This window comes from Kaistella gelatinilytica (assembly GCF_015679325.1).
Classification (GTDB): Bacteria; Bacteroidota; Bacteroidia; order Flavobacteriales; family Weeksellaceae; genus Kaistella; species Kaistella gelatinilytica.
Genome location: NZ_JADPVI010000004.1, coordinates 245,713 through 271,014 on the forward strand (window position 1 = coordinate 245,713; position 25,302 = coordinate 271,014).

The window sequence follows — 25,302 nt, forward strand, 5'->3', positions numbered from 1 at the left end:
TGAAAGATAATTTTTAATTACAAAAATGGAATATTTAAGTTTTGAACTTCCTGTGAAAGAATTGATGGATCAGTATCAAACCTGTTCATTGGTTGGCGAAGAGAGTGGCGTAGATGTTAAACTCGCTTGCTCACAGATCGAAGATAAAATTATAGAAAAAAAGAAAGAGATATACCTGAATCTTACGCCTTGGCAAAGGGTTCAGCTTTCCCGTCATCCAGATCGTCCTTACACTTTAGATTTTATTAAAGGAATTACGGATAAAGACAGCTTTTTAGAATTGCACGGCGACCGCAATTTTGCAGATGATCCTGCAATGATCGGAGGTTTGGCAACAATCGACGGACAAAGAGTAATGATCATCGGAACTCAAAAAGGTCGAACTACAAAAGAAAGACAATTTCGCAGATTTGGAATGAGTAATCCGGAAGGTTACCGAAAAGCTTTGAGATTAATGAAACTGGCGGAAAAATTTAAAATTCCTGTAATTTCTTTAATTGATACACCTGGAGCATATCCTGGTTTAGAAGCTGAAGAACGCGGACAGGGTGAGGCTATTGCCAGAAATATTTTTGAAATGACCATGCTGAAAACGCCGATTTTCGTTTATATTATTGGCGAAGGTGCAAGTGGTGGTGCATTAGGAATTGGTGTTGGAAATAAAGTGTATATGCTTGAAAACACTTGGTATACTGTAATTGCACCCGAAAGCTGCTCATCAATTCTTTGGAGAAACTGGGATCATAAAGAAGATGCAGCCAATGCGTTGAAATTAACTCCCGCAGATGCTTTGAAAGAAAAATTTATTGATGGAATCATCGAAGAGCCTCTTGGTGGAGCACAATATGAGCCACAAGTTGCTTATGATCATTTGAAAGTTTCTATACTTCAAAATATCAAAGCTTTTTCTAAATTTACAGGAAAAGAACTGGAAACTCAAAGACAGGATAAATTTATTGCGATGGGTCAATTTAAAGGATAAGAGTAAAATATTAAAATTTTAGATCATCGCAAATAGGAAACAACAGGAACGGGCTTTAGCCCGTTTTTTTTATCTAAATTTTTGTTCCCATTAGCCAAAACTTGGCGTATTTATAAAAAGAAAAATCCTGTAGTTATTAATTACAGGATTTTATATTTTATAAAACAGTTTTTAAATTATTCGAAAAGTTCCGCAGTATCTAAAACTGTAACTTTCCCGTCTTCGCAACGGATCGCTTCACCCGGGAAGTTTTGAATCATGTGATAATCGTGAGTTGCCATCACTACAGCAGAATTATTTTCAAATGCGACTTGTTTCAAAAGAGTCATGATCTCATTTGAGGTTTCTGGATCCAAATTACCAGTAGGTTCATCAGCTAAAATTACTTCAGGATGATTCAACAGTGCTCTCGCGATGGCGATACGTTGTTGTTCACCCCCTGAAAGTTCGTGCGGCATTTTGTGCTTTTTAGATTTCATTCCAACACTTGCTAAAACTTCATTGATCCGGTCGTCCATTTTTGTTTTATCTGTCCAACCTGTTGCTTCTAAAACAAACCGTAGATTTTTTTCAACAGTTCTGTCCGGTAATAACTGAAAATCCTGAAAAACAATTCCTAATTTTCGTCTTAAGTTTGGCACGTCAGAAGTTCGAAGGTTTTCTAAATCAAATCCAGCAACGTTTCCTTGACCAGCAGTTAAAGGAATATGTCCATAGAGCGTTTTCAATAAAGAACTTTTTCCCGAACCTGTTTTGCCGATCAGATAGCAGAATCTTCCTTTCTTAATATGAAGATTAACTTCATTTAAAACTGTGAAATTTTTCTGTGCGATTTTCGCATTGGTCAGATGTATTACGTCCTGGCCGTCTTGAGAAGAATGGGGCATATTTTTGTTTGATTGTAGTTGATAAAATTGGAACTGCATTTACAGCAAACCAAAAGTAGAGAAAACTTTCTTTTTCTGCTAAATATTGGCAAATTTTAACAAACAAAAAATGCCTGAAAAATTACTTTCAAGCATATTTCGTATATGATAATTCCTGAGATTATCTCTTAGCGCGCTGTGCACTTACAGTTAAACTCTTTCTGCCTTTCGCTCTTCTCGCTGCCAAGATTCTTCTACCGTTAGGTGTTGACATTCTTAGACGGAAACCGTGTTTGTTTCTCTTTTTTCTTTCCGATGGTTGAAACGTTCTCTTGCTCATTGCTAATATTTTTAGTAAAAACTATATCTTATTTTTCAGATTGCAAATATAAGAAACTTTTTATTTTCTACAAACTATATCTCCTGTTTTTATAAAGAAAAAGAGATTTACTTCTAAAGGTAAATCTCTTCTTTATTTTTAAGTGAGGTTTTTATTTTTTAATAAATTTAGTAGTAGTGGTATTTCCGTCTTTATCATTCATTTGAAGAAGGTAATTACCTTTTGTCAATCCTTCTACATTAATTTGATTTTCGGAAGTTTTTACTGGAACTAGTTTTCCGCTTGCATCATAAACTTTAGCATCATTTACTTTCATTCCATTTACGAATAATACTGTTTTTACAGGATTAGGGTAAACGTTAACACTTTTGCCTCCTGTTTCTCCAGTTCTCAAAATTCCTCCGCAGTTTGTAGATAGAACATCAAGAGTATAATCGCCAGTGAATGTACTATTTGCAGTAGCTTCGTTTGCCACGATCACCATTGTTGAATTTGCAGGCATTGTAATGCTCATAGTTGCTACTGAGCCACCAACACTACTTGTTCCGGAATCACCCATGTAATTTAGAGCAATATTCGCTGGATTAAATGTGCCAGAGTATGCTACTAAATGCACTTGATTAACTGCATCGGTGTTTGTTAGATTTACGGTTACACAATTTGTTGTTGGTAGTGTATTTTGTATAGTATAAGATCTATAATGATAATTACCTGCAAATGCTGGAGTTGGATAAACTTTTGCAGTTCCGCAAACAGATGGGACCGCGTCTCTATAAAGTCTGGTAGTCTCTGTAGGATCTGTACTTACAATTCTTGCCACATATGTTTTACAGGTGGCCGCAGTAGAATTAGATTCAATGCCATCAAGACTGAACGCAAGATCTTTTAATTGTCCTGGAATGCAAATAGATCCTGTATTCCATACCGTGTTACAAGGTGTTCCAAAACCATTTCCTGGATTTGTCCATGCATAAGGTGAACTTAAGGTAGATGAATCAGAATAAGTTTCCCAATACCATTGTCCGCCACCTGCAAAATCTAATACAGCCTGTACAGAAACCCAGTATTTACCTGCCGCGAGTGATAGCGCAGTAGCAAGGGGTAAAGTAGGACTGTTGGATCCTGCAGCCAAGATTACATTTTCTGTTCGAATTATGGTTCCGGGTAAATTTGATCCCGTGTTGGTATAAAAAGTCACTTTGTACGAAGTAGGGTATACTGGTGAAATTGAATATCCTCTCACATAAATGGCGCTAACTTGCCAGGATTTGCCTGCAGGAACTGTGAAATCATCCGCTGCGTTAGAATTATACTGAGCATTTGCTGCTTCAAACTGTTGCGAGGTTATCGTACTGGTGCCAATTGGGGGAAATTGTCCGTACAGCAATGGAGCATTTATATTTTGGGAATTAAATGCGGCGTTGTAAGCTGCCAAAGTTACATAGGGTTTCGTTGGCGTGTTGTAAACAACAGGCGGTTTTTGTGTTGTATTCTGAACATCCGAGTTTCGGGTGTTTTGCGAAAACATAAGCAAGTTGCAAGCTGTGAGCAACAAAAGAGTAAATTTTTTCATGATAAATGTTATTTTTTGGTTAAGAAAATTTTATTAATTATAGGTGCAATTCTTCACTTTAAATATGATAAATAGATAAAAATTACCCGAGCAGCCAATTTCGCAGCGGTTTTACATTTTAAATATAGTTACCTGGAAAAATTAACATATCAAACTTCCCACTTTTAATTGAATTTTCATGATGTGAATTCACCCTTGTTTGTAAGGTGAAATGACCCAATTTAGTAGGGTGTTTTAACGGTAAGTCTATTTTAAAATTCAAAATTGCACCAAATAACACAAGGAAAGTTTACAGATTGGTGCAGCAAATAAGTTATTTGTTTCTAAGTGGAAGTTTATGAAAGAAGATGATATAATAGTTTGAGAATTGAAGACTGTTGCTAAATTCCCATCATTCAAATCTGAGTGAAAAATTAAAAAGTCTGCCTATACGATAGGCAGACTTTATTTAATTGAAATGATCGTTTAGTTTTTGATAAACTTATCTTGGTGTACATTTCCAGACTTGTCTTTCATTTGAAGTAAATAATTCCCTTTAGTAAGTCCTTCAACATTGATCTGATTTTCTGTACTTTTCACTGGGATTAATTTTCCACTTGCGTCATATACTTTCGCTTCATTCATCTTCATCCCATTCACATATAGTAATGTTCTTACAGGATTTGGATAAATACTCACGTTGGAGCTGGTAACTTCGCCAGTTTTCAAAATGCTTCCGCAGTTTCCAGCTATTACACTTAATGTATAATTGTTGATAAAGGTAGTGTTAACCACAACCTCACTAACTACCAAAACCACTGTAGAACTTGCGGGCATCGTAAATGCCATATTAGATGAACTGCCACTAAATGGACTGGAACCTATATCTGCCAAGTAGTTCTGTGATAAATTTGCAGGATTGAAAGTACCGCTATAAGCAACTACAAACATCTGATTTGCTTCTGGATTTGTTATGATAATATTAACGCACTGAGCTGATGCAGCAGTATTTTGTATCGTATATTTTTTATAATGATAATTTCCAGATCCTATATTACCGGGATAAACTTTTGTGGTACCGCAAACCGAAGGATTTCCGTCTCGCGTTACTCTAGGAGTTTGGGTAGGATCGGTAGAAACAATTTTATCAGTAAATGTTTTACAAGATGATAGGATATTACCATTTAATGTAAAACTTAAATCTTTAGCAGATCCTGGTGAACATACGGAACCTACTCCCCAATTTGCAGCGCAAGTTGTACCAAAACCATTTCCTGGATTTATCCAAACAAAAGGAGAGCCGAGTGTAGAACTGTCGGCATAGGTTTGCCAAAACCAGTCACCCGGTAAATCTGCAACTGCCTGAACAGAAATCCAATATCTTCCTGGATTTAAAAGCAAGCTGGTGCCTAAAGATAAATTAGGACTTTGTGTTCCCGCCGAAGGTTGTATATTTTCCTGTCTGATAATATTTCCCGGTAAATTGGCGCCACTATTTGCGTAAATAATGACATTATAAGAATCAGGATTTTTTGCTGTCAGAATATAACCATCAGCAGCAATGTTTTTTATCTCCCATATTTGTCCCGCCGGAACTGTGAAATCATCTGCTGCCGTGCAGTCATACGTGGCATTTGCAGCATCAAATTTTTGTGATCTTATTGAATTAATAAAGGGAACCTGTCCATAAACGCGGGGATCCAAATTATTGAGTAGTGCAAAATCATTACTATATTCTCTCGAAGTTTTGAAAATTTTGGTTGGCAATTTTTGAATATTTTTAGTAACAGTCATGGGGGTCGGCATTTTATTATCGGTGCCGTCTTTTTGAGCAAACATCAGAATGCTGCAAATTGTTAAGAGAAACAGAGTAATTTTTTTCATGGTGTAAAGTTTTAATTGGTTTATATTAAATTAGTAATGCAAAGCTTTAATTTTCAATTCAATAATGAAATATCAAATCGACCAACGACGAAAATAATCGACGAATGACAATTTCTTCAAAATATCTTGAGGAATATTAATATTGCAAATCTCTCCCTTATTTCATTCAATAGAGTGGTGAAAACACCCTATTTCCTTAAGCTAAAACACCCTAAATCGAACATTGAAATTTTTGCCCGGCTGTAATTTGTCAAAAACAAAGATTACCTTTGCGACTCCAAAAAATTGTACTAAATGTTTACTTCTACAGAAATTTCCGAAATTCAAAAACTGTTAATACCAGAGAAAAAGATAGTCATTATCACCCATTATAATCCCGATGGAGATGCTGTTGGATCCAGTTTGGGTCTGAAACATTTCTTAAAACAGAAAGGTTTAGAAGCTGATGTTATCGTTCCGAACGATTTTCCAAAATTTTTGAAATGGATGCCCGAATCCAAACAGATCATTATTGCAGATTATAAAAGAAAGCAAGCCGGAGAAGCAATTTATAACGCTGATGTTATTTTTATTTTAGATTTTAATGCTTCTCACAGAAGCGGTAATTTAGTGGGGCCCTGGATTGAAAAGGCAAGAGCGAAAAAAATATTGATCGATCACCATCAACAACCTGATGATTTTCATTATGTGTATTCTGATGTTACGATCCCAGCGACTTCGCAAATGGTGTATCATTTTATTCAGGAATTAAAGGAAGAAAACTTAGTAAATAAAGATATCGCTGAATGTCTTTACACCGGTATTATGACTGATACAGGAGGTTTCCGTTTTCGGTCAACGAGTGCAACAACGCACCGAATTGTCGCCAATTTAATTGAAAAGGGCGCAGATCCAGCCATGATCACTTCTAATACCTGGGATACCAATACGGTTTCAAGACTTCATCTTTTGGCTTTGATTTTAGGTAGAATTGAAGTAGTGAAAGACGGAAAAGTTGCCATTCTTTGGTTGAAAAGGGATGAATTGAAAGAATTTGGTTTCCAGAAAGGAGATACCGAAGGTTTTGTAAACTACGGTTTAAGCATTATGGGAACGCAAGTTGCCGCATTTTTTATGGAAGATTTATATGATGATTTTATCAAAATTTCTTTCCGTTCCAAAGATGAGGTTGATGTCAATCAGTTCTCCCGAAAATATTTTAACGGAGGCGGTCACATTAACGCAGCCGGTGGAAAATACATGAAAACCATTGAAGAAACAATTGTCGATTTTAAAGAGAAAATTGAGCAGGAAGATTTTTAATAAGATTCAGCTTTGAAATAAGATTTATTTTGCCAAAACAAATATCAAAGCTAAAATTGCTGGCAAAGCCTGCACGAAAAATATTTTCTTCGAAGCGGTGAATGCGCCGTAAATTCCCGCAACAATTACGCAGCTCAGAAAAAACATTGCGACATATTTAGACCACATTTCATCAGAAATTACCAAAGACCAGATTAAACCTGCCGATAAAAACCCATTGTATAATCCCTGATTTGCAGCTAAGTTTTTCGTAGGCGTGAAAAGTTCGTCTTTCAATGCGCCCTTGAATGTTTTTTTACCCAGCGTTTCCCATGCAAACATTTCCATATATAAAATATAAAGATGTTCAATAGCAACAAGAGCAATTAATATTTTTGCAATAATTTCCATGGGATTTTCAAGGTTTTAAAATTAGAAAAGAAGATGTTTCGGTAGATTGTGAAGGAGTTCAGCATTAATGATTTCTGCACAAATTGTCGGTTTTTCCCAATGTCCATTATGGCCGCAATCTAAAATATAGGATTTAATGTTTGTTTTCTCTGGTAGATTTTTAATGGTTTTTTCTACATTCACAGCATTGTCATGTTTGCCTGCAAGTACCAAAATTTTACCTTCAAAATTAACCAGCACCGATGTTTTGTCGGTTCTTTCTATCATTCCTTTTACGGCGGCTGAAACTCCATCATTTTTTGTAGAAAGAGCAATTTCTTTTGCGAGATTCATTTTCCCTTCCAAAATATCTTTTTCATTTGGATTAAATAGATTGGGAACTCCCGCACTTACATAAGTTGGAAAGGCTTCTTTGATGATCCGAAGACTTTTCTGCCGTTGTTGTTTTTTCTCTTCGTTATCTGAAAAATAAGTGGAAAAAAACAAAGTCAAACTTTTCAAAACTTCCGGAAATTTTTCAGCAAACGCCAACGAAACATAACCTCCCATCGAATGACCGAGGAGATGAAATTTTTTCAATTTTAAATGATCTGTGACTTTTTTTACTTCTTCCGCCATCAATTCCATCGAATGAATTTCGGCATAAATTTTAGACAGACCATGTCCAGGCAGATCAATTTTTATAAGTGTGAAATCCTTTGAAAGACCCACTTCCAAATCTTCCCAAATAAGCAGATTTTCCATAAAACCATGCAGCAAGACAAGGTTTTCTTTTCCTTTTCCGGATATTTCGTAGTTCAACATGCGAATAATTTTAAAAGTAAATGTCGATATAGTCAGCAAATCCGGAACCATTAATTTTATTCTGCAAGCGCCAGAATTTTCCTTTTCCTTCATCAAAAAAGGTTGTCTTTTTAGTTCTTTTAAAAACAACTCCGTTAATTTTTTGGGTGATTTCTCCTTCAAAATTAAGATGTTTTTCAGAAACTCTTTTTATAGTGCCCTTAATTTCTAAAATATTTTTGCCTGATTTCGCATTTCCGGTAAGGTTGTATAAATCACGACCGGTTTTTTCGAAGTTTGCCGTTCCAGCAAATGCAGACGTTTCATCAGAAGTGAATTTAAGCTGATGGTTTCCACTCAGATCTTTGAAGATGTTTTGCTGATTTAAAATTTCAATACTGTCATTCATTTTTTTTCGGACCATATTTATGGATTCGATTTTTTTAGCTTCCGGAGAAAGAGTTTCTGTTTGATCAGCATCTTTTTTTGAACAGGACATTACTGTTACTGCAGAAATTAAAAGGATAGTTCGCTTCATATATAATAATAGTATTTTCCTCAAATTTAAATAAAATAAGAGTTGTTTTTAAAGTGGAATGAAATTTAATTTAAAGTTTCGTTTTAGAATTCATCACGATGGTTACCGGACCGTCATTCAATAAAGAGACTTTCATGTCTGCACCGAATATGCCACTCTCAATTTTCAAATTTGATTTTGAAATTTCAGTTTTAAAATATTCAAATAACGGAATAGCTTTTTCTGGTCTAGCTGCCTTTATGAAAGAAGGGCGGTTTCCTTTCTTATAATCTGCAATTAAAGTAAACTGACTGATGCAAAGAATTTCACCGGAAATATCCAGAATCGACAGATTTAGTTTGCCATCCTCATCACCAAAAATTCTGAGATTCAAAATTTTCTGAACAAGCCAGTTCGCATCGTTTAATTCATCTTCTTCATCAACGCCAATTAACAAAAGCAAACCGTTTGAAATTTGGCCCACGATTTCATCATCAACTTTTACACTGGCTTCAGAAACTCTTTGAATAACTGCTTTCATTAAAAAATAAGATTTAGGAAAAAAAATTAATCGAAAATAGAAAGAATTCCGGAATTTGAATCGAAATTGTATCGGTACGTTTTTGGCGCAATTTGGGCGACATTTGTAGGTTCACCAGTAATGAGGATCCAAGTTGCATTGTCTTTTGGGCAAACTATTTTGATATTATTTTCGACTACCAAAGTCGTGTTGTTATCCGGACAAATGTGAGGAGCGTTTCTGTCATATACTTTAAACCCGTTGGTTGTTCTCACGACAATTAAACCGCGTGTTCCAGATTCCTGTTGGTTGACATAAATCCATCCATTTACATTTTGTAGATCGTAATAAGCAGGAAGATTAAGGTTTAAAACAACATTGACCGGAACTTTGGGAAAACAGCTGACTGTTTCTTCGCGACTGCTGCATGAATTAAGATTTAAGGCGCTGAAAATGAGTAATATTGGGAAAAGTAAGATTGAAATATTTCTTTTCATTTAAAATAAATTTATATCTTTGTAAAACGATCAACGCAAAAAAACATTGTCCGACAAATGTCGGATTATTTTTTTATACTAACGTTAAATATAAGAATTTATGGCAAGTTATGTTACCAAAGATGGATTAGATAAAATGAAAGCTGAACTGGAACTGCTGGAAACCATCGAAAGACCAAAAATTACACAGCAAATTGCTGAAGCTAGAGATAAAGGCGACCTTTCTGAAAATGCAGAATACGATGCTGCAAAGGAAGCACAGGGAATGTTAGAGATGAGAATTTCTAAACTGAAGAATTTAATGGCAGATGCAAAAGTAATCGATGAAACCAATTTAGATATTTCCAAAGTTTCTATTTTGACCACCGTGCGTTTGAAAAATATGGTGACAAAAGGAGAGCAGAAATTCACTTTAGTTCCTGATAATGAAAGCGATCTGAAAGCTGGGAAGATTTCAATCAATACGCCAATTGCGAAAGGACTTTTGGGTAAAGTAATTGGTGAAACGGCAGATATTGTTTTGCCAAACGGAAATAAACTTTCGTTTGAGGTACTCGAGATTTCCATTTAATAATCGAAGGTAATTTTAAACAAAGTTTTACGAATTCTTTAACAATCATTTTTTTAATTAAATTGTAATTTTACAACATCATAGAAATCGAGGTGGTCGTGTAGTTTAGATAATTTCTAGATAATAATTACAAATACCAAAATCATGAGTTCCATATTTACAAAAATTATAAAAAACGAAATTCCTGCCTATAAAATTGCGGAAGACGAAAAATATTTAGCTTTTCTGGATGCGATGCCTTTGGTGAAAGGGCACACTTTAGTTATTCCGAAAAAGGAAATTGATTTCATTTTTGATCTGGAAAATGAAGATTTTAAAGATCTTTGGAGTTTTGCACAAAAAGTTGCAAAAAAACTGGAAAAGACGTATCCTGACAAAAGAATTTCGGTATCAGTGATCGGATTAGAAGTTCCCCACGCACATATTCACCTCATTCCAATCACCGAGATGGGAGATATGAATTTTAAAAACGTACGTTTAAAATTTTCCAATGAAGAATATCTCGAGATTCAAAACTCGATTCTTAATTCCTAAAAATACAATTTTGTCAAAGTGATTATGCTTTGACAAAATTTTTTAATTTAACTCTTAACTTATTATTTTATATGAATTCAAACGAATGTTCTTTCTGTGGAAGAAAACGAACTGAAGTACAAATGCTGATTTCCGGAAACAACGGATTTATCTGCGAAAACTGTATCGAGCAAGCGCATGCAATTGTAGCGGAAGGCGCTTCAGATTCAAAATTTTCCCCGGCAGAAAGCATGGCAGATTTAAAGAAACCCAGAGAAATTAAAGAATTTCTGGACCTCTATGTCATCGGACAAAATCAGGCTAAAAAGCAACTTTCTATTGCAGTCTATAATCATTACAAACGTATTTTACATGCCAAGAATGAGAACAGGGAAGTGGAAATAGAAAAATCCAACATCATCATGATTGGTGAAACAGGAACCGGTAAAACACTTTTAGCAAAAACAATTGCTAAAGAATTAAATGTTCCATTCTGTATTGTTGATGCCACCATTCTTACGGAAGCAGGTTATGTTGGAGAAGATGTAGAAAGTATTTTGTCACGTTTATTAATGGTTGCTGACTACGACGTAGAAAAAGCCGAAAAAGGGATTGTTTTTATTGATGAGATCGACAAAATTGCAAGAAAATCTGATAATCCAAGCATAACAAGAGATGTTTCCGGTGAAGGAGTTCAGCAGGGATTACTGAAATTATTGGAGGGAAGTATTGTAAATGTGCCGCCACAAGGAGGAAGAAAGCATCCTGATCAAAAATACATCCAGGTAAATACGCAAAATATACTGTTCATCGCCGGTGGTGCTTTTGATGGAATTAAAGATATTATTGAAAAACGGCTGAATAAACAAGCAATTGGATTCAGCATGGAAAAAATAAATAAAGTTGAAGACGAAGATTATATGCTGCGTCAGATCAATGCGATCGACTTGAGAAAATTCGGTTTGATCCCCGAGCTTTTAGGGCGTTTTCCTATTGTAACTTATCTGGAGAAACTCGATAAAGAGACGATGATCAGAATTATGAAAGAACCAAAAAATTCTATCGTTAATCAGTTTGTTGAGCTATTTAAGATGGATGGGGTTACCTTGAAATTTACCGATGAATCAATCGATATGATCGTTGACGAAACCATGGATAAAGGATTGGGAGCGAGAGGATTGAGAGGAACAACTGAAAAAGTTTTAGAAGACTTTATGTTTGATATTACGAAGCAAAAGAAGATCACGTTAACTACTGATAATGTAATTTTCTAGTATTTATTTTAGGAATTTCATTGAAATACTAAAAATTATGAATACATTTGTAACTGTATTATTTTCAGGAAAACACAAAACACACAATAATGAAAAAAAATCTATTAACTGTAGCGCTTATGGCGCTAAGTTTATCTGTTGGTGCCCAAGTCATCTTCAGTGCAAATAAGGATGCGGTTTTTTACGTAGGAGAAAACGCTTTGGTCTATAACGGAGGTGGCGTTCAAACTGTAGAAAACGGTATTTACGATGTACATGGAAATGTCATGATTGTTGGATCAGGTTCTGATCTTTTCAAAACTTTAGCCACAGGTGGAGGCGATAAATTAGACGGAGGAAATATCATCCTTAGACTTAATACTCCATCAAGTTCAGCAACTTCTACTTACGGTCAGCTATTTATTAACGGGTTAGCTCAAGGTAATATGACAGCGATCGTTGATAAAGAATATCGTACTCCTAAACACGGTACTTACCAGCAGATTGCATTGCCATTCAGAAATAAACTACTTTCCAGCCTTTCAGGCAGTACATCATCGATTGGAACATTCGGAAAAACTTTTGCTGACATTAGATACTCCAAAAATGAAATTTTAACGTGGAACAACATAACTGCTGTTTCAGACAATTTGAGTGTATCTGCTACAACTCCGAAAAATACGACCTACTATATGTTGGGTTCGAATTCCTTTGATTCAGACAATCCGCCTGCTTTGATGCCTTCAAATCCTGATCCGTCAGATCCTGCGTTTATTACGAATCCAAACAGAAAAGGTGTCGTTTATACCTTAAGAGGACAAGCATTTGCTAATGGAATAACGGAGTCGTTGAAAAATGCTGCGAACGGAGTAATTTTTGGAACAGGAGGGAATAATAATAATTCCTATAATGAAAAATACAATACATATCTTCAAGATGATTGGGAAGCAACAACGCCATGGGCAGGAAACTATGGTAGAAACATTTACCAATTTGGAAACCCATATTTCACAAATTTAGATCTGGGTTTCATCAATAAAGTGGAAGCAGGTGCAACTACTGACGGTAATAATATTCCGTCAATACAGGGAGTTCGTTATGATCCAGGTACCGTAGTTTCTTTATCAAATGGCAGTACCTATTCTGTAGGTGCTAAATTCATAAACTTTACTGATGTTGTTGGTAATCCTAATGCAAGTTTCCCAGTAGGAGATGTTGGTTTGATCATTAAGCCAATGCAAACATTTGTAATAAAATTAAGAAATAATAATCCAGAAGTTGTTAATGCTGGTGTTGGTGATAAAACTTTATATTTTGACAATTTAAGGAGATTTAAAAATTCCCGACGAATGACGGGTACCGATTATGATGTAAATGCTTTAAAATCATCTGGAAATGCAGGTAATACGACCAGTACTGTAAAGCAATTAGGTGTAATTGGTTTAGATGAAAATGGTCAGGAGCTCGCTCGAACTTATTTTGCGGTTTACCCAACTGCAACTACCGGTCACACTACACAACCAACGGTGCAATCAACATTGGGGAATGAAAATATTTTAGGAACTTATGAGGAAGATATAAACGGTGGTTATGATATGAATTATAAAGATTCATATTGGTTATATATCAATGAAGCAAATGAAACCGATTTTCTTGGAAAAGCACTTCCTTTAGCATTGTATAGCAGCAGTATTAAATCTTTAAAATTTGAAGTTAGAGAAAATGCTGAATTAATTCCAGATGGCGAACATAATTTGTCAACCGGAATTGGATTTTATTATAAATCAGCGACAGGAGCTATTTCTGAAATTGCACAGAATCAAGTAATTCCTGTACTTGGAGACCAATATAATCTATATTATGGAAAATCAAATATAGTATTAGGAACAGGTGGAAGTACGAAACCTTCCAGAACTAAGGTTGTTTACAATGGAGCCATTAACATGTTCGTAGTACGCTTTGATCCTCAATGGAAAAAATCAGATATTAATGTGTATGATATGAGTGGGAAATTAATTATTTCTCAAAAAGATGTTTTGACTGATAAAGATTTCGAGATAAATCTATCGAAAATGAATTCTGCGTACATCGTGACTGCTGTTTCGGAAAAAGGAGAAAAAGTTAGTTCCAAAATTATCAGATAATATTAAAAACACACATTATGAAAATTATTAATAAAACTTTGTTCTTTTTATTCCTCATTATAGGAACGCTTTATAAAGCGGGTATTCCTGATGATGTTCCCGCTCCGCCTCCTGGTGGTGGTGGTGGTACTGGTCCAGGTGCGCCCTCTTCACCAATCGATATGTATGTTTACATTCTGGCATTGGTCGGTTTTCTTTTGATCATCTATTTTGCAAGAAAACAGCATAAAACAATAGCTTAAATATTTATTAAAATTATAAGAAATCCATCGAAAATTCGGTGGGTTTTTTTATATTTACGCTATGAAGAAAATTTTAGCAGTACTGAGTTTAATCCTTTTGAACTCATTATCAGCTCAATTCAAAATTGAGATCGAAGCTCCGGCGACTTTTACTCCAAAAGAGGTATATCTTTATACATTAAGTGGTTCAAAAGACCTGTTGGAAACCAAAGAGGTCAGAAAAGGGAACACTTGGCAAATTAATGTCACAAAGCCTTATTCTGGAATGATGAAGCTGTACTTCCCTGAACAAAATGTATCAATTAACTTTATTTCTGAAAATAAAAATGTAAAGTTAAAATTTGATGTTGAAAATTCTAAGGTTACCAATATTCAATACCTTGACGACAGTAATTTTGTGATGAATAATTTGCAGGATGTGCAGCAAAAAAAAGAATTTATTCTGCCTGCATTATTTCAGATGAAGGAATATTACAAAGATAATTCCGATTTTGGAAAAGCAATTGAAACCGAGATCCTTCGTTTATCCAATAATTCAGATATAAGTGTTAAATACCCGTTTGTTAATTTTTATAAAACGAATTACGCAAGATTCTTAGAAAAGAGTGCTGGAAAGAAAGCATTAACGCATGAGGAAATTATCGATTTTCTGACTAAGTCAAATGACCTTTTAGAAACCTCATCGCTTATGAGACCTATTTTAGTTGCTTATCTAAATATCGGTCCTAGTTCGAACGTTTCCTCAGATATCGACAAATTACTGGCCGCGGTGAATGTAGAGACACCTCGAGGACAGACCGTGCTGTCTGAACTTATTGAAATTTTTGACCTTTACGAAATGAAGGATCTAAAAGATAAATATCTTACAGAAGCCAGCAATTTAAAATGTACGATCAATGAAAGACTTTCTTCTACCATCGCCACAAATAAAAATACAGAAATTGGAGCGCAGTTTCCGGATCAAATATTTAACCAGCCAACCAACACAAAGGCAAAATCACTTTCTGAAGTGAAAGCTGCTAAGAAAATTATTATTTTCTGGGCGTCTACCTGCTCGCATTGTGAAGCTGAACTTCCGAAGTTTTTGGAGAAATACAGCGCTTTACAGGCACAAAATATACAAATAATTGGACTTTCTTTGGATAGTGAAAAGGCATCATATGAAAATAAGGTGAAAAGCTTGCCGTGGATCAATGATTCGGAGCTCAAAGGTTGGTACAGTTCATATGCTAACAAATATAATGTTCATGCTACTCCGTCGTACTACATACTCGACGCAAACAACAAAATTATTGCTAAACCCGATCACGCTAAAGACGTGTTTTCTTATTTGAAATTAAATTAAATTAAAATTTTTGCTACCTCACAAAATATTTTTATATTTGCACCACCGAAAAAAAGGCGAGGTAGCTCAGTCGGTTAGAGCGCAGGATTCATAACCCTGAGGTCACGGGTTCAATTCCCGTCCTCGCTACTAAAAACCCAAACAATTGTTTGGGTTTTTTTATTTTAAAATTAAACAGCGGTTCAGACCTAAAATGTCATTTTAGTATTTCATCAAATAACCATTAATTTTTAACTTTATAATTACCGAAATGACAATAGATTTGATTAATCATTGTTGTGCTGGTAATTTTTTCAAAGTACTGTTATTAAACGTATATTAATAATGAAAATATTACCTATTTTTTTTATCAAAAGTTTTGCTAAATAAAAAAAATGTAGTACTTTTACAACGCTTTAATGATGACGCAAGTTGTCGTGTAAGCAAATTTTTTTTCATCATTTGTGTTTTTAGAATCGCATTTCATTATGCGGTTCTTTTTTTTTATTTTTTTGGTAGTGTTCTTTCGAAACGAATCAATAGATCAACGAAATAAGAATAAGTAATACTGCCTTCTTGCTGGTTGCTTTTTAAAAATAAATCGTTGGTATAACCAAACAGCACATCTAGCAATCCTTCATGTTTTTTTCTAAAATCTTTTTCAGCCCTACGATCCCGCTTCATCTCTGCGGAATAGTTTTGGAGTACGCTCTTTGCAAACTCAGGATTTTTTTCTGCCAGAGAATTCAGTAGTGATTTCAGAACAAAATATTCAGTACTATATCTTAATTCAAGATTCGTCGCACTTCTACCAACGAGAAATCCGGTGAAATTTGCTTCCTGTTCCCGTGCAAAACCTAATTGATGAATGCTTTCGTGCGCCAAGGTAAACGGAAGATAAGTGGAGGGCAATTCAGCGTTGTATTGCGCTTCTGCAGTAAATGGATTGTAATAACCTAAGATCCCGGTATAACTCATGACTCCTTCATACAGGCTGGGTTTAAAAGCATTAATATTTACGGCTTTCTTATGACCTAAGAAATCTGGCAGATAATTTTGATTCTGTAGAATCTCATTTTTGATGCTGCCCAGATTAGTCACCATGAAAACCCCATTTTTATCTTCTTTAACCAATTGGCGGGTTTGCTTACAAAGATTGAGATATTTTAAGGTCAAATCCTGGGTTTCTTTTAAGGTGATATTTCCTTTCGGAAGATTTTTAATAATCGGTTGCTGAAAATAAAGCATGCCCCAAAATAGCTGATAACTGAAATAGAGAATATTTGCCGCAATTAAGAATCTCAGAAGAAAGATGTTTCTGCTTTTCTTCTTTATAATTTTAAAAACAAAGTAGAGGAGGCCAATTCCAAGGATGATATAGAAGATATCGCCCACTGAAAATGCAAGCGATGAAAATATTGCTTGGTGATAACCTTTCTGCAATTCAAAAAAACTACTGAAGAGATTTACAACGAATTCAATTTTTGAGAAGATGAAGAACAAAAGAAATTGGGCAAGTAAAATACCCGCCCAAAATCCTTTTGTTTTATATGTGGGTTTTTGTTTAATGTCCACCTTCACTTTTAATTTGATCCAGTTCAATTCCCTGCGCTTTTAAAATTCCTGTAACTCGTACTGCATAAAATGCGAGATAAGCGAAACAAACAACTCCCACTACGTAACTAACGTGAATATTTGTCATATCGGCAAGAGTTCCCTGCAACCAGGAAATAATTCCACCACCCATGATCATCATAATCAAATAACCTGATCCCTGATTCGTATGTTTTCCTAAACCATTAATCGCTAGTGCAAAAATACATGGCCACAAAGTAGAGCAGAATAATCCAACACTTGTAAATGCATAAACTGAAGTCATTCCCGAAGTCATCATTCCCGTTGCCAGAGACAAAATTCCCATACAGGAGAAGATCAGTAACATTCTCGCCGGGTTTCCTTTACTCGCAATATCACAAGCGATCATGACCAAAATAACCAAACCATAAATATAAAAATGGGACAGATCATGTTTAGCGATCGCATTGACCAGAAGGAAAACTCCAAAAGCCAGATAAGGGGCCAGAAATCGTAATATCTTTTTATAACTTGCGCTAATATCGAATGCTTCCACAGCTCCGGTCCACCGACCGATCATTAATGAAGCCCAATATAAAGAAACATAAGGCGCAATATCTTTAGTAGTGAATCCTAAGGATTTTTCCATGTAAGCTGGCAAATTACTCGCGGTTGAAACTTCTACACCTACATAGACGAAGATCGCGATCATCCCTAAAACCAGTTGTGGATATTTCAATGCAGAATCTCTATGTTCGCCAGGAACAGCGTCATCAGTAACTTCTGCGATTGTTGGTGTAATTTGTGGTAACGAAGAAAATTTAAGTAAAATTGCGACTAAAATAAACGCACCTCCTAAAACCATGTAAGGGATTTTTACAGATTCGATACTTGCTTCGGTATTTGAGGCAGTTGCTGAGCCAAAAATTGCAAAAGCTACGATCAAAGGTCCTATAGTTGTACCAAGATTATTAATTCCTCCCGCCATCGTTAATCTTTGTGAGCCCGTCTCAGTTGGACCAACTTCAATAGCCAGTGGATTTGCTACGATCTGCTGTAATGAAAAACCCAGACCCAGAATAAATAATCCGGAGATCATTAATGGGAATGAGCCCAAATTGGCTGCAGGATAAAAAAGTAAAGTTCCGGAAGCCGAAATTAAAAGTCCTAAAATCAAACCGTTTTTGTAGCCGATTTTATTCACCAGATCCTGTTTGATAGCTTTCGAAATAAACATGTAGATGAGGGAACCAACGGTATACGCAACATAAAATGCGACCGATACCAACTGACTTTGACTTTGAGTAAGATCAAAAGCTTTTTTAAAAACGGGAATTAAAATATCGTTGCTCGCCGCAACAAATCCCCAGAAGAAAAATACAGTTACCAACGGTACGAATTGACCCCAGTTAGTTTGTTTTGTGTAAGTTGTAGACATTTGTTAATAGTTTCTTTAAAAACAAATATAACTAATTTAAATTCTCAAAGGGATTTTTCCAAAACTTTTTTTATCTCAGCATGAGAAAGCGATTTGAGGTCTTTTACAGAGTGATCAGATCCTAAAATATCATTGAAATAAACCTGTACTTTTCCGGGAAAACCTCTTGAGTAATCAAAAGGAAACATTTCCTTTAAACCAACAAAGGTGAAAACTACAATTGGAACCCGATATTTTGAGGCTAAAATAAAAGCACCATCTTTAAATTCATCTAAAACGATCGACTCATCATCGGGAACACCACCTTCCGGGAAAATAACGATACTTTGCCCTTCTTCCATTCTTTCGGCGCATCTCCGGTACACATCCGCGCGACTTTTCGCAGAACTTCGATCAACCATGACACAAATTCTTTTATAGATGGTTCCGAAAATTGGAATTTTCACAAGTTCTTTTTTTCCGACATAGCAAAGCGGATGATCTGGCATCAAAATGCAGGGCAACATGATATCCATGATCGAAGTGTGGTTCGCAATAAAGACATATTGTGTGTTTTTATCGATTTTTTTATCGGTGAGTTTTTTCAGATCGTAGCGAAATCCCATTCCGTAGAACATTCCGATCGCCCAGAAACGAATGAATTTGTACGCATATTTATAATGCTCTTTTCTGATCGATAAAATTAAAACAGGAATTCCCATAACGGTGGTCAGAACAGCGCCTAAGATCAGCATCCAACCACGCCAAATATAATTGAGGATTTTTTTCATTTAATTTTTTAAAAAAGCAAAGCTAGTCTTTAAGTGATTAACCATTAAAAATAATTTTCTTCTTCACAGTGTAGTTGAGGACAGAAACCAGTATAATTGCGGCGATCTTACTCAACATTTCCTGACTGAATACAAAGAAGCCCAGATCAATATGATCTAAGAATACAAATCGGAAGAAGATCTGGAAAAAACTTAAACTAACTATTGTTGATAAAAAAGAGATGCCCATAAAGTAAGCGAACTCCTTATTTTTCGAATGTTTACCACGGGCAAAGACGAACCAGATGCTCAAAAAATAATTGGTGAAAATCCCACAACTTGTCGATAAGATGTTGCTCAAAGGAAAGTGGATCCCATGAAAATTTGTTTCCTGTGAAAATATATGCGGTAAATGAACACTGAATATTTTGAAAGTTCCGATCTCTACGATCGCACTAAGCGCTCCCGCAAAAGCGAAAAGCAATATCTGTCTTTGTTTTAGTAAAAGTTCTTTCATCTTTAATAAATGCAAATTTAAAATTATATGTTAAACAATCAGAAAATCTTGTTAAAGTTTTTTTTTGTCTCATTTTATTGTTTACTTTTATTTCGTCTTAAAGCAGAAGGTTATTATAATATTTTCATTTTTAGGTAGTTACAGAAGTGATTTTATTTTTAAATACCGATAAGCAGATTTAAATTTTACAAAAAAAGCAGTAATATCAAAAAAAAATCATGACAACACAGAGACCTTTCAGAAAATTCATTCCTCAACAGAAAAAAATTGAAGAATTAGAGAGAAACAGTCCTAGATTCAAAAGAATTTATGAGGAATACGAATTAATGTCGAATGAACTATATAATCTGGAGAATAGCGATACCTCGAATATTCCCGATGATTTTATGGATGCTGTTAAAATACAAACCGAATATCTGGAAGATGAAATTGGCGATTGGCTTTTGGAGAAAGACAATAAAGAAATCTAAAGAGTTTACAGTATACATTGTTTGATCAATTTATACTTTTTGAATATTTATTTTCTAAAAACGCTCGGAAATTCATAAACCAGGCGTTTATTTTTGTCTAAAAATCTAATTTTTATTTTATCAAATCTTTTTGGATTGAGTTTTCAGTTTTAATCCCGCATCTCTTTTACTTATCTTTGCAAAAATTAAAACTTCAATCATTCGATTGTGGTAATTCAGCTTATGAATATCAATCTTACGCAAAATAAAAATTTCAAAAACTTTAAGATTTTTTCCGAAGTTGCGGCTAAAAATAATCAAACTCTTTTTATTGTCGGGGGTTACGTTCGTGATTTATTGATGAAGCGTCAAAGTCCCACCGATATTGATTTTGTCACTGAAGGAAATGGTATAGAACTCGCAAAATCGATCGCAAAAGAACTCAATCCAAAACTTAAGGTTTCCATTTTCAAAAATTATGGAACTGCGATGTTCAAACATGAGGGTCTTGATTTAGAATTTGTAGGCGCGCGAAAAGAAAGCTATGCTGAAGATTCCCGAAAACCTTCTGTAGAGATCGGAACTTTGGAAGATGATCAAAAACGCCGCGATTTTACCATCAATGCCTTGGCACTTTCTTTAAACAAAGAAAATTTTGGCGATCTGATCGATCCATTTGATGGCGTTCAAGATATTAAGAAAAAAATTCTCCGCACTCCATTAGAACCAAGTCAAACTTATTCCGATGATCCTTTGAGAATGATGCGTGCAATTCGGTTTGCTTCGACCTTAAACTTTAAGATTGAAGAAAACTCTTTGAATGCCATCAAAAATGAATCAGAAAGAATCAAAATTGTTTCTCTGGAGCGCATCATGGTTGAATTTAATAAGATCATGCTTTCTGCAAAACCTTCTTTAGGTTTAAAATTGATGGAAGAAACCGGTTTGATGCAACTGATCATTCCTGAATTAACTGCATTAAAAGGAATTGAAGAAGTTGAAGGACAAACGCACAAAGACAATTTCTGGCACACGCTGGAAGTTGTAGATAATATTTCTGCGAACACCGATAATCTTTGGCTCCGATGGGCAGCTTTGTTGCACGACATCGGAAAAGCGCCGACGAAAAAATTTGTGGACGGAATTGGCTGGACTTTCCACGGTCACGAATTTCTGGGTTCAAAAATGGTAAAAAATCTTTTCTACCGTTTAAAACTACCGCTTGGAACAGATATGAAATATGTTCAGAAACTCGTCAAACTTTCCTCAAGACCGATCGCTTTGGTTGACGACGGAACTTCAGATTCTGCGCTGCGACGACTCTTATTTGATGCCGGTGAAGATCTGGAGGATTTGTTTATTTTGAATAAAGCAGATATCACGACGAAAAACTCTTCAAAACAGGCCAAGTTCAAACGAAATTTTGAAGAAGTTGCCATTAAAATAAAAGAAGTAGAAGAGAAAGATCAGGTCAGAAATTTTCAACCACCGATTTCAGGAGAAGAAATTATGGAGCTTTTTAAAATAAAACCGAGCCGGGAAATCGGAATTTTAAAGGAAAAAGTAAAAGAAGCGATTCTGGAAGGCGAAATTGCAAATGATAAAGATGAGGCGAGAAATTTCGTCATTAAAGAAGGCGAACTTCTTGGATTAAAAACTGGAATCTAAACGGAAATAACTTTCTATTCAAAACAGAAAAGAACGCACTTAAAAATTCGTTCTTTTTCGTAATGAGAATATCTTTTTGAAATACTTACAATTCAAATTTTAGTTTTTATAAAAACCATTGGTCCCGATTCCTGTGCTCAAAGTTTTCACTATGGTTCCTGTAGAATTATAGATTCTCACGGTGCTGTCTCCGGTAAATGAACCATCAGAAACATAAACATTTCCATCAATTACATTAAATCCGTAAGCATAACTTGCAGTTGCTGTAAACATAGCGTTTGCCGTAGTCGCCGTTAAATTATAAATTTTGTTCCCGGAAGTCATGAAATATAATTTGCTGTTATCCAAAGCTAGCTTTTGCGCTCCTGCAATTCCAGGCAATTCGATTTTCTGTACATTTCCGGTCGCAGAAGTAATTTTGTAAATATTAGAGTTCGTATAATCTGAAGTTACTACATACACATAAGTATCATCGGCGATCATATCACGAATAACCAGATCATCAGATAAAGTAATGGTTTTATCTACCGCATTGGTCGCAGGATTAATTCTGGAGATCGTATGTCCGGTCGCCAATTCGTTGGAAGATGAATCGTAAGTTAAACCATCCGTTTGAACGTAAATAAAACCGTTTGAAGCTGATATTTTTTCAGCATAACGATCAAAATCAATGCTTTTTACAAAATTATTCGCGTTGTCATAAATATTTACTTTTTTCACGGTAAAAAAATCGTGATTGGTGATATAAGTATTGTTTGGAGTAAACGCAATGTATCTCGGTGTGCTCAAATTAGAAGTGATCGTTGCAGTTTTTTTGAAAGTATAACGGTTCACGATTTCCACTTTATTAGGAACGTTTAAAACGAGATAAGCCAAATCACCTTTAAACCCGATCGACTGGAAAACATTTCCCAAAACCGCATTATCGTTATTTTTTGCGAAAATATTGTCTTCCTGCTTTGATAAGTCGGTTGGAAGAAAAGAAGCCGAAGAAGTTGGCGTAGAATATCCACCTTCATTAGTGATGATGATTCCGTTTTCGTACGCGCCTCTTGGGAGTTCTTCCTTGATGGGATCGTCATTTGTGCGACAAGAAATGTTGAACAGTAAAGTCAGCGCAAAAGCTGAAGCAAGAATTTTAGAAAATTTCATATTTTTATTTTTAAAAGTTAATTAAAAGGTTGGCGCTGTAATTCCTTTTTGGTAAAGGATAATAAGCGGTAGTTTCGTAGATCTCATCGAGAATATTATTCACTTTAAAACCGATTTGATAATGTTTCAAAACAGTGATGTTGATTCCTGAATTCATCACGAAATAGGATTTAATTGCGTCCTTCAGTTTTTCTTCATCTGAAGTATAAGTCCATCCATTAAACATTCCCTGAACGAAAAATTCTAAGAAATCGTATCGATAATTCGCGTTTCCGTAAATTTTATGTTGTGGAACATAGGCTAAAAACCGGTCGGTTTCCACATTTTTTGAATGGGTAAAAATATAACCGAGAGAAAACTTAGTTTTGTTTTTTCCGAAAGATTTTTCAAAATCAAACTGGGATTCTACTCCATAAGATTCCACTTTATTCGTATTCATCGGCGACCAGATTCCTTTCGAATTGGGCAACCAACGGATCATATCTTTAATGTTGATGTAATAAGGAGTGACATTTAATTTGAGATCGCCGTATTTAAAATTATTTCCTAATTCTCCCTGATAAGAAATTTCTGACCGTAGATTTAAATTTCCGCCCGGTTGCCAATACAGATCGTTGAAAGACGGATATCTGAAATTTTTCGAAGCATTCAAAGCAACTTGATACCAATCGCCTACTTTCATTTTTCCGGAAAACGAAAAAAGAAGGGGAGTTTCAATTTTTTCTACAAAATCTTTTTTAATACCGGCTTCGAAATAGAATTTTTGTGAAGGATTCCATCTTAGTAAACCTGCTGCTGAACCTGCTTTTCTTGAAACAGAACTGATCCCGGATTTGTAACCTTCTGCTTTATTGAATTGATATTCACCAATGATATTAAAAGCAATTTTATCATTATAAATATAATTGAGATCATTTTTTGCCAAATAAATATCCGCCGTTCCGCCACTGCTTTTTGGGTTTTCAATATGATCGAAATATTGAAATTCATCTTGCAAATAGGCGAGTTTAAAGCTATTTTGAATTTTTTTATTTTTAAAATCCCAGGCAACTAAACTCCGGAAAGTATCAGAAAAATATTTTGTTTTCGTAAAATCTTCTGAAGAAACAGGGTAATGTTGAACGCCGTCGTAGATCTGCGTTTGCCAGGAAATCGTATTTCTGTGATCGAGTTTGTAAGCGGCTCCTAAATTAAAAGTTCGGTTATCATATTCCCCATTTAAGTTGACGTATTTTTTCTCCGGAACTTCGTAATAATTATCGCTTTTAACAAAATTCCCCGAAACTTTTACCGATAATTTATCGTTGCTGTAAGAAGTCTTTAAAAATGAATTGAACGTATTATACGAACCACCTTCGAGGAATAAAGTAGAATGAAAACCTTTATTAAAGGACAATTCATTATTCAAATGGATCGTTCCGCCGATCGCGCCACTTCCGTAAATGACACTTCCGCCGCCAGATTTTATTTCCAGTTGATCGTAACCAAGAAGGTTGAGATTATTGACATCACCTTGTCCTAAAAAGGTAGAATTGATATTAATTCCGTTCCAGATAAAAGCAGTTTGTTGTGCCGTAGTTCCACGGAAAGATGGTGAAGACACCATGCCACGACCGTTTTCTTTAATATAAACCGGCGATTGAAAACGCAGAACTTCAGAAAGATTCGTCGTGTTTTTCAACAGATCTGCTTCATCTAAAGTTTCAATTTTATGAAATTTCTTTGAATTCTTCAATTGATTGTCGAAGATATAAACCGTGTCGATTGCTTTCTCCTGAGAAAAACCCAAGAAAAAACAAAATAGTAAAACAGCCGAAAATTGGTATTTTTTAGTCATTAATGAAGCCTTTCCTCCGAAAGCATTTTATAAGTTAATACTTTCAGTAAGGTCTCCTGACTTTCACAAAACTGCACCTTCCCGATTGCTCAGTGGTTGTATTGCAGTTTCACTAGTGGTGATTTACAGTTGCGGGGACAGTTTGTGATTTGCACACAATTCCCTTTTCTAAAAGCAGTGCAAAGGTATGGAATAAATATGAATGAGTGAATGGTGAATTTTTTAAGCTTTTAACTT

The 25,302-nt window shown here is 35.1% G+C and carries 25 protein-coding genes, 1 tRNA gene and 1 riboswitch; of the genes, 11 read left to right on the plus strand and 15 right to left on the minus strand.

From position 1 onward, the window contains the following. Positions 1–25: 25 nt before the first annotated feature. On the plus strand, positions 26–982 hold the full coding sequence (locus tag IV494_RS13910; protein WP_196080708.1) for an acetyl-CoA carboxylase carboxyltransferase subunit alpha: 957 nt from the start codon (positions 26–28) through the stop codon (positions 980–982). A gap of 176 nt (positions 983–1,158) precedes the next feature. Here the strand turns inward: IV494_RS13910 and IV494_RS13915 are convergent, their stop codons facing one another. From IV494_RS13915 to IV494_RS13930, 4 genes are all read right to left on the minus strand, one after another. Beyond that, on the minus strand, positions 1,159–1,869 hold the full coding sequence (locus IV494_RS13915) for a cell division ATP-binding protein FtsE (RefSeq protein ID WP_196080709.1): 711 nt from the start codon (positions 1,867–1,869) through the stop codon (positions 1,159–1,161). Between the two features lie 160 nt (positions 1,870–2,029). Further along, positions 2,030–2,188: a 50S ribosomal protein L34 gene (rpmH, locus tag IV494_RS13920; protein ID WP_074781389.1), complete on the minus strand. Its 159-nt coding sequence runs from the start codon at positions 2,186–2,188 to the stop codon at positions 2,030–2,032. Between the two features lie 151 nt (positions 2,189–2,339). Next, complete coding sequence (locus IV494_RS13925; protein WP_196080710.1) at positions 2,340–3,761, minus strand: T9SS type A sorting domain-containing protein; 1,422 nt, start codon at positions 3,759–3,761, stop codon at positions 2,340–2,342. A gap of 465 nt (positions 3,762–4,226) precedes the next feature. Next, complete coding sequence (locus tag IV494_RS13930) at positions 4,227–5,624, minus strand: T9SS type A sorting domain-containing protein (RefSeq protein WP_196080711.1); 1,398 nt, start codon at positions 5,622–5,624, stop codon at positions 4,227–4,229. A 294-nt stretch (positions 5,625–5,918) separates the two neighbouring features. Between IV494_RS13930 and IV494_RS13935 the strand changes: the two genes are divergently transcribed. Continuing rightward, positions 5,919–6,926, plus strand: a complete 1,008-nt coding sequence (locus IV494_RS13935; protein ID WP_196080712.1) for a DHH family phosphoesterase — start codon at positions 5,919–5,921, stop codon at positions 6,924–6,926. A gap of 24 nt (positions 6,927–6,950) precedes the next feature. Here the strand turns inward: IV494_RS13935 and IV494_RS13940 are convergent, their stop codons facing one another. From IV494_RS13940 to IV494_RS13960, 5 genes are all read right to left on the minus strand, one after another. Continuing rightward, complete coding sequence (locus IV494_RS13940; protein ID WP_196080713.1) at positions 6,951–7,316, minus strand: DUF1304 domain-containing protein; 366 nt, start codon at positions 7,314–7,316, stop codon at positions 6,951–6,953. A 21-nt stretch (positions 7,317–7,337) separates the two neighbouring features. Continuing rightward, positions 7,338–8,120, minus strand: coding sequence for an alpha/beta fold hydrolase (locus IV494_RS13945; protein WP_196080714.1), 783 nt, complete (start codon positions 8,118–8,120; stop codon positions 7,338–7,340). A 10-nt stretch (positions 8,121–8,130) separates the two neighbouring features. Continuing rightward, complete coding sequence (locus tag IV494_RS13950; protein ID WP_196080715.1) at positions 8,131–8,637, minus strand: hypothetical protein; 507 nt, start codon at positions 8,635–8,637, stop codon at positions 8,131–8,133. Between the two features lie 70 nt (positions 8,638–8,707). After that, entirely contained in the window at positions 8,708–9,157 is a 450-nt protein-coding gene (gene dtd, locus IV494_RS13955) for a D-aminoacyl-tRNA deacylase (protein ID WP_196080716.1), read from the minus strand. A gap of 26 nt (positions 9,158–9,183) precedes the next feature. Beyond that, positions 9,184–9,633 (minus strand): hypothetical protein, encoded by a 450-nt coding sequence (locus tag IV494_RS13960; protein ID WP_196080717.1) that lies wholly within the window; start codon positions 9,631–9,633, stop codon positions 9,184–9,186. A gap of 100 nt (positions 9,634–9,733) precedes the next feature. Between IV494_RS13960 and greA the strand changes: the two genes are divergently transcribed. The 7 genes from greA (at position 9,734) to IV494_RS13995 (ending at position 15,830) form a co-directional block, all read left to right on the plus strand. Continuing rightward, positions 9,734–10,204, plus strand: a complete 471-nt coding sequence (greA, locus tag IV494_RS13965; protein ID WP_196080718.1) for a transcription elongation factor GreA — start codon at positions 9,734–9,736, stop codon at positions 10,202–10,204. A gap of 144 nt (positions 10,205–10,348) precedes the next feature. Further along, positions 10,349–10,738, plus strand: a complete 390-nt coding sequence (locus IV494_RS13970; protein ID WP_196080719.1) for an HIT family protein — start codon at positions 10,349–10,351, stop codon at positions 10,736–10,738. A 71-nt stretch (positions 10,739–10,809) separates the two neighbouring features. Further along, complete coding sequence (clpX, locus tag IV494_RS13975) at positions 10,810–11,991, plus strand: ATP-dependent Clp protease ATP-binding subunit ClpX (protein WP_196080720.1); 1,182 nt, start codon at positions 10,810–10,812, stop codon at positions 11,989–11,991. 89 nt (positions 11,992–12,080) lie between these two features. Next, positions 12,081–14,114, plus strand: coding sequence for a T9SS type A sorting domain-containing protein (locus IV494_RS13980; protein WP_196080721.1), 2,034 nt, complete (start codon positions 12,081–12,083; stop codon positions 14,112–14,114). 17 nt (positions 14,115–14,131) lie between these two features. After that, positions 14,132–14,356 carry a signal peptidase gene (locus tag IV494_RS13985; protein ID WP_230380189.1) on the plus strand — a complete coding sequence of 75 codons (225 nt, stop codon included), beginning with the start codon at positions 14,132–14,134 and terminating at the stop codon, positions 14,354–14,356. A 61-nt stretch (positions 14,357–14,417) separates the two neighbouring features. After that, positions 14,418–15,701, plus strand: a complete 1,284-nt coding sequence (locus tag IV494_RS13990) for a TlpA family protein disulfide reductase (RefSeq protein WP_196080722.1) — start codon at positions 14,418–14,420, stop codon at positions 15,699–15,701. A 55-nt stretch (positions 15,702–15,756) separates the two neighbouring features. Beyond that, positions 15,757–15,830: transfer RNA gene (locus IV494_RS13995), tRNA-Met, on the plus strand. A 354-nt stretch (positions 15,831–16,184) separates the two neighbouring features. Here the strand turns inward: IV494_RS13995 and IV494_RS14000 are convergent. From IV494_RS14000 to IV494_RS14015, 4 genes are read right to left on the minus strand one after another with little or no spacing between them, the layout of a single operon-like run. Further along, positions 16,185–17,282 (minus strand): DUF3810 domain-containing protein, encoded by a 1,098-nt coding sequence (locus IV494_RS14000; RefSeq protein ID WP_230380194.1) that lies wholly within the window; start codon positions 17,280–17,282, stop codon positions 16,185–16,187. Next, positions 17,245–18,693, minus strand: coding sequence for an MFS transporter (locus tag IV494_RS14005; protein ID WP_196080723.1), 1,449 nt, complete (start codon positions 18,691–18,693; stop codon positions 17,245–17,247). Before IV494_RS14005 ends, IV494_RS14000 begins: the two co-directional genes overlap by 38 nt. A 44-nt stretch (positions 18,694–18,737) precedes the next feature. After that, positions 18,738–19,463 carry a lysophospholipid acyltransferase family protein gene (locus tag IV494_RS14010; RefSeq protein WP_196080724.1) on the minus strand — a complete coding sequence of 242 codons (726 nt, stop codon included), beginning with the start codon at positions 19,461–19,463 and terminating at the stop codon, positions 18,738–18,740. A 37-nt stretch (positions 19,464–19,500) separates the two neighbouring features. After that, positions 19,501–19,959: a GtrA family protein gene (locus tag IV494_RS14015; protein WP_196080725.1), complete on the minus strand. Its 459-nt coding sequence runs from the start codon at positions 19,957–19,959 to the stop codon at positions 19,501–19,503. 218 nt (positions 19,960–20,177) lie between these two features. On the opposite strand from IV494_RS14015, the gene IV494_RS14020 reads away from it, so the two are divergent. Both IV494_RS14020 and IV494_RS14025 read left to right on the plus strand, forming a co-directional pair. Next, positions 20,178–20,429, plus strand: a complete 252-nt coding sequence (locus IV494_RS14020) for a hypothetical protein (RefSeq protein WP_196080726.1) — start codon at positions 20,178–20,180, stop codon at positions 20,427–20,429. Between the two features lie 222 nt (positions 20,430–20,651). Then, positions 20,652–22,076, plus strand: a complete 1,425-nt coding sequence (locus tag IV494_RS14025) for a CCA tRNA nucleotidyltransferase (RefSeq protein WP_196080727.1) — start codon at positions 20,652–20,654, stop codon at positions 22,074–22,076. Positions 22,077–22,175: 99 nt separating this feature from the next. Here the strand turns inward: IV494_RS14025 and IV494_RS14030 are convergent, their stop codons facing one another. Next, positions 22,176–23,228, minus strand: a complete 1,053-nt coding sequence (locus tag IV494_RS14030) for an NHL repeat-containing protein (RefSeq protein WP_196080728.1) — start codon at positions 23,226–23,228, stop codon at positions 22,176–22,178. A 10-nt stretch (positions 23,229–23,238) separates the two neighbouring features. Beyond that, a complete protein-coding gene (locus IV494_RS14035; protein WP_196080729.1) occupies positions 23,239–25,065 on the minus strand; it encodes a TonB-dependent receptor plug domain-containing protein in 1,827 nt (608 codons plus the stop codon). A 30-nt stretch (positions 25,066–25,095) separates the two neighbouring features. Continuing rightward, positions 25,096–25,262: riboswitch (cobalamin riboswitch) on the minus strand. Between the last annotated feature and the right edge of the window lie 40 nt (positions 25,263–25,302).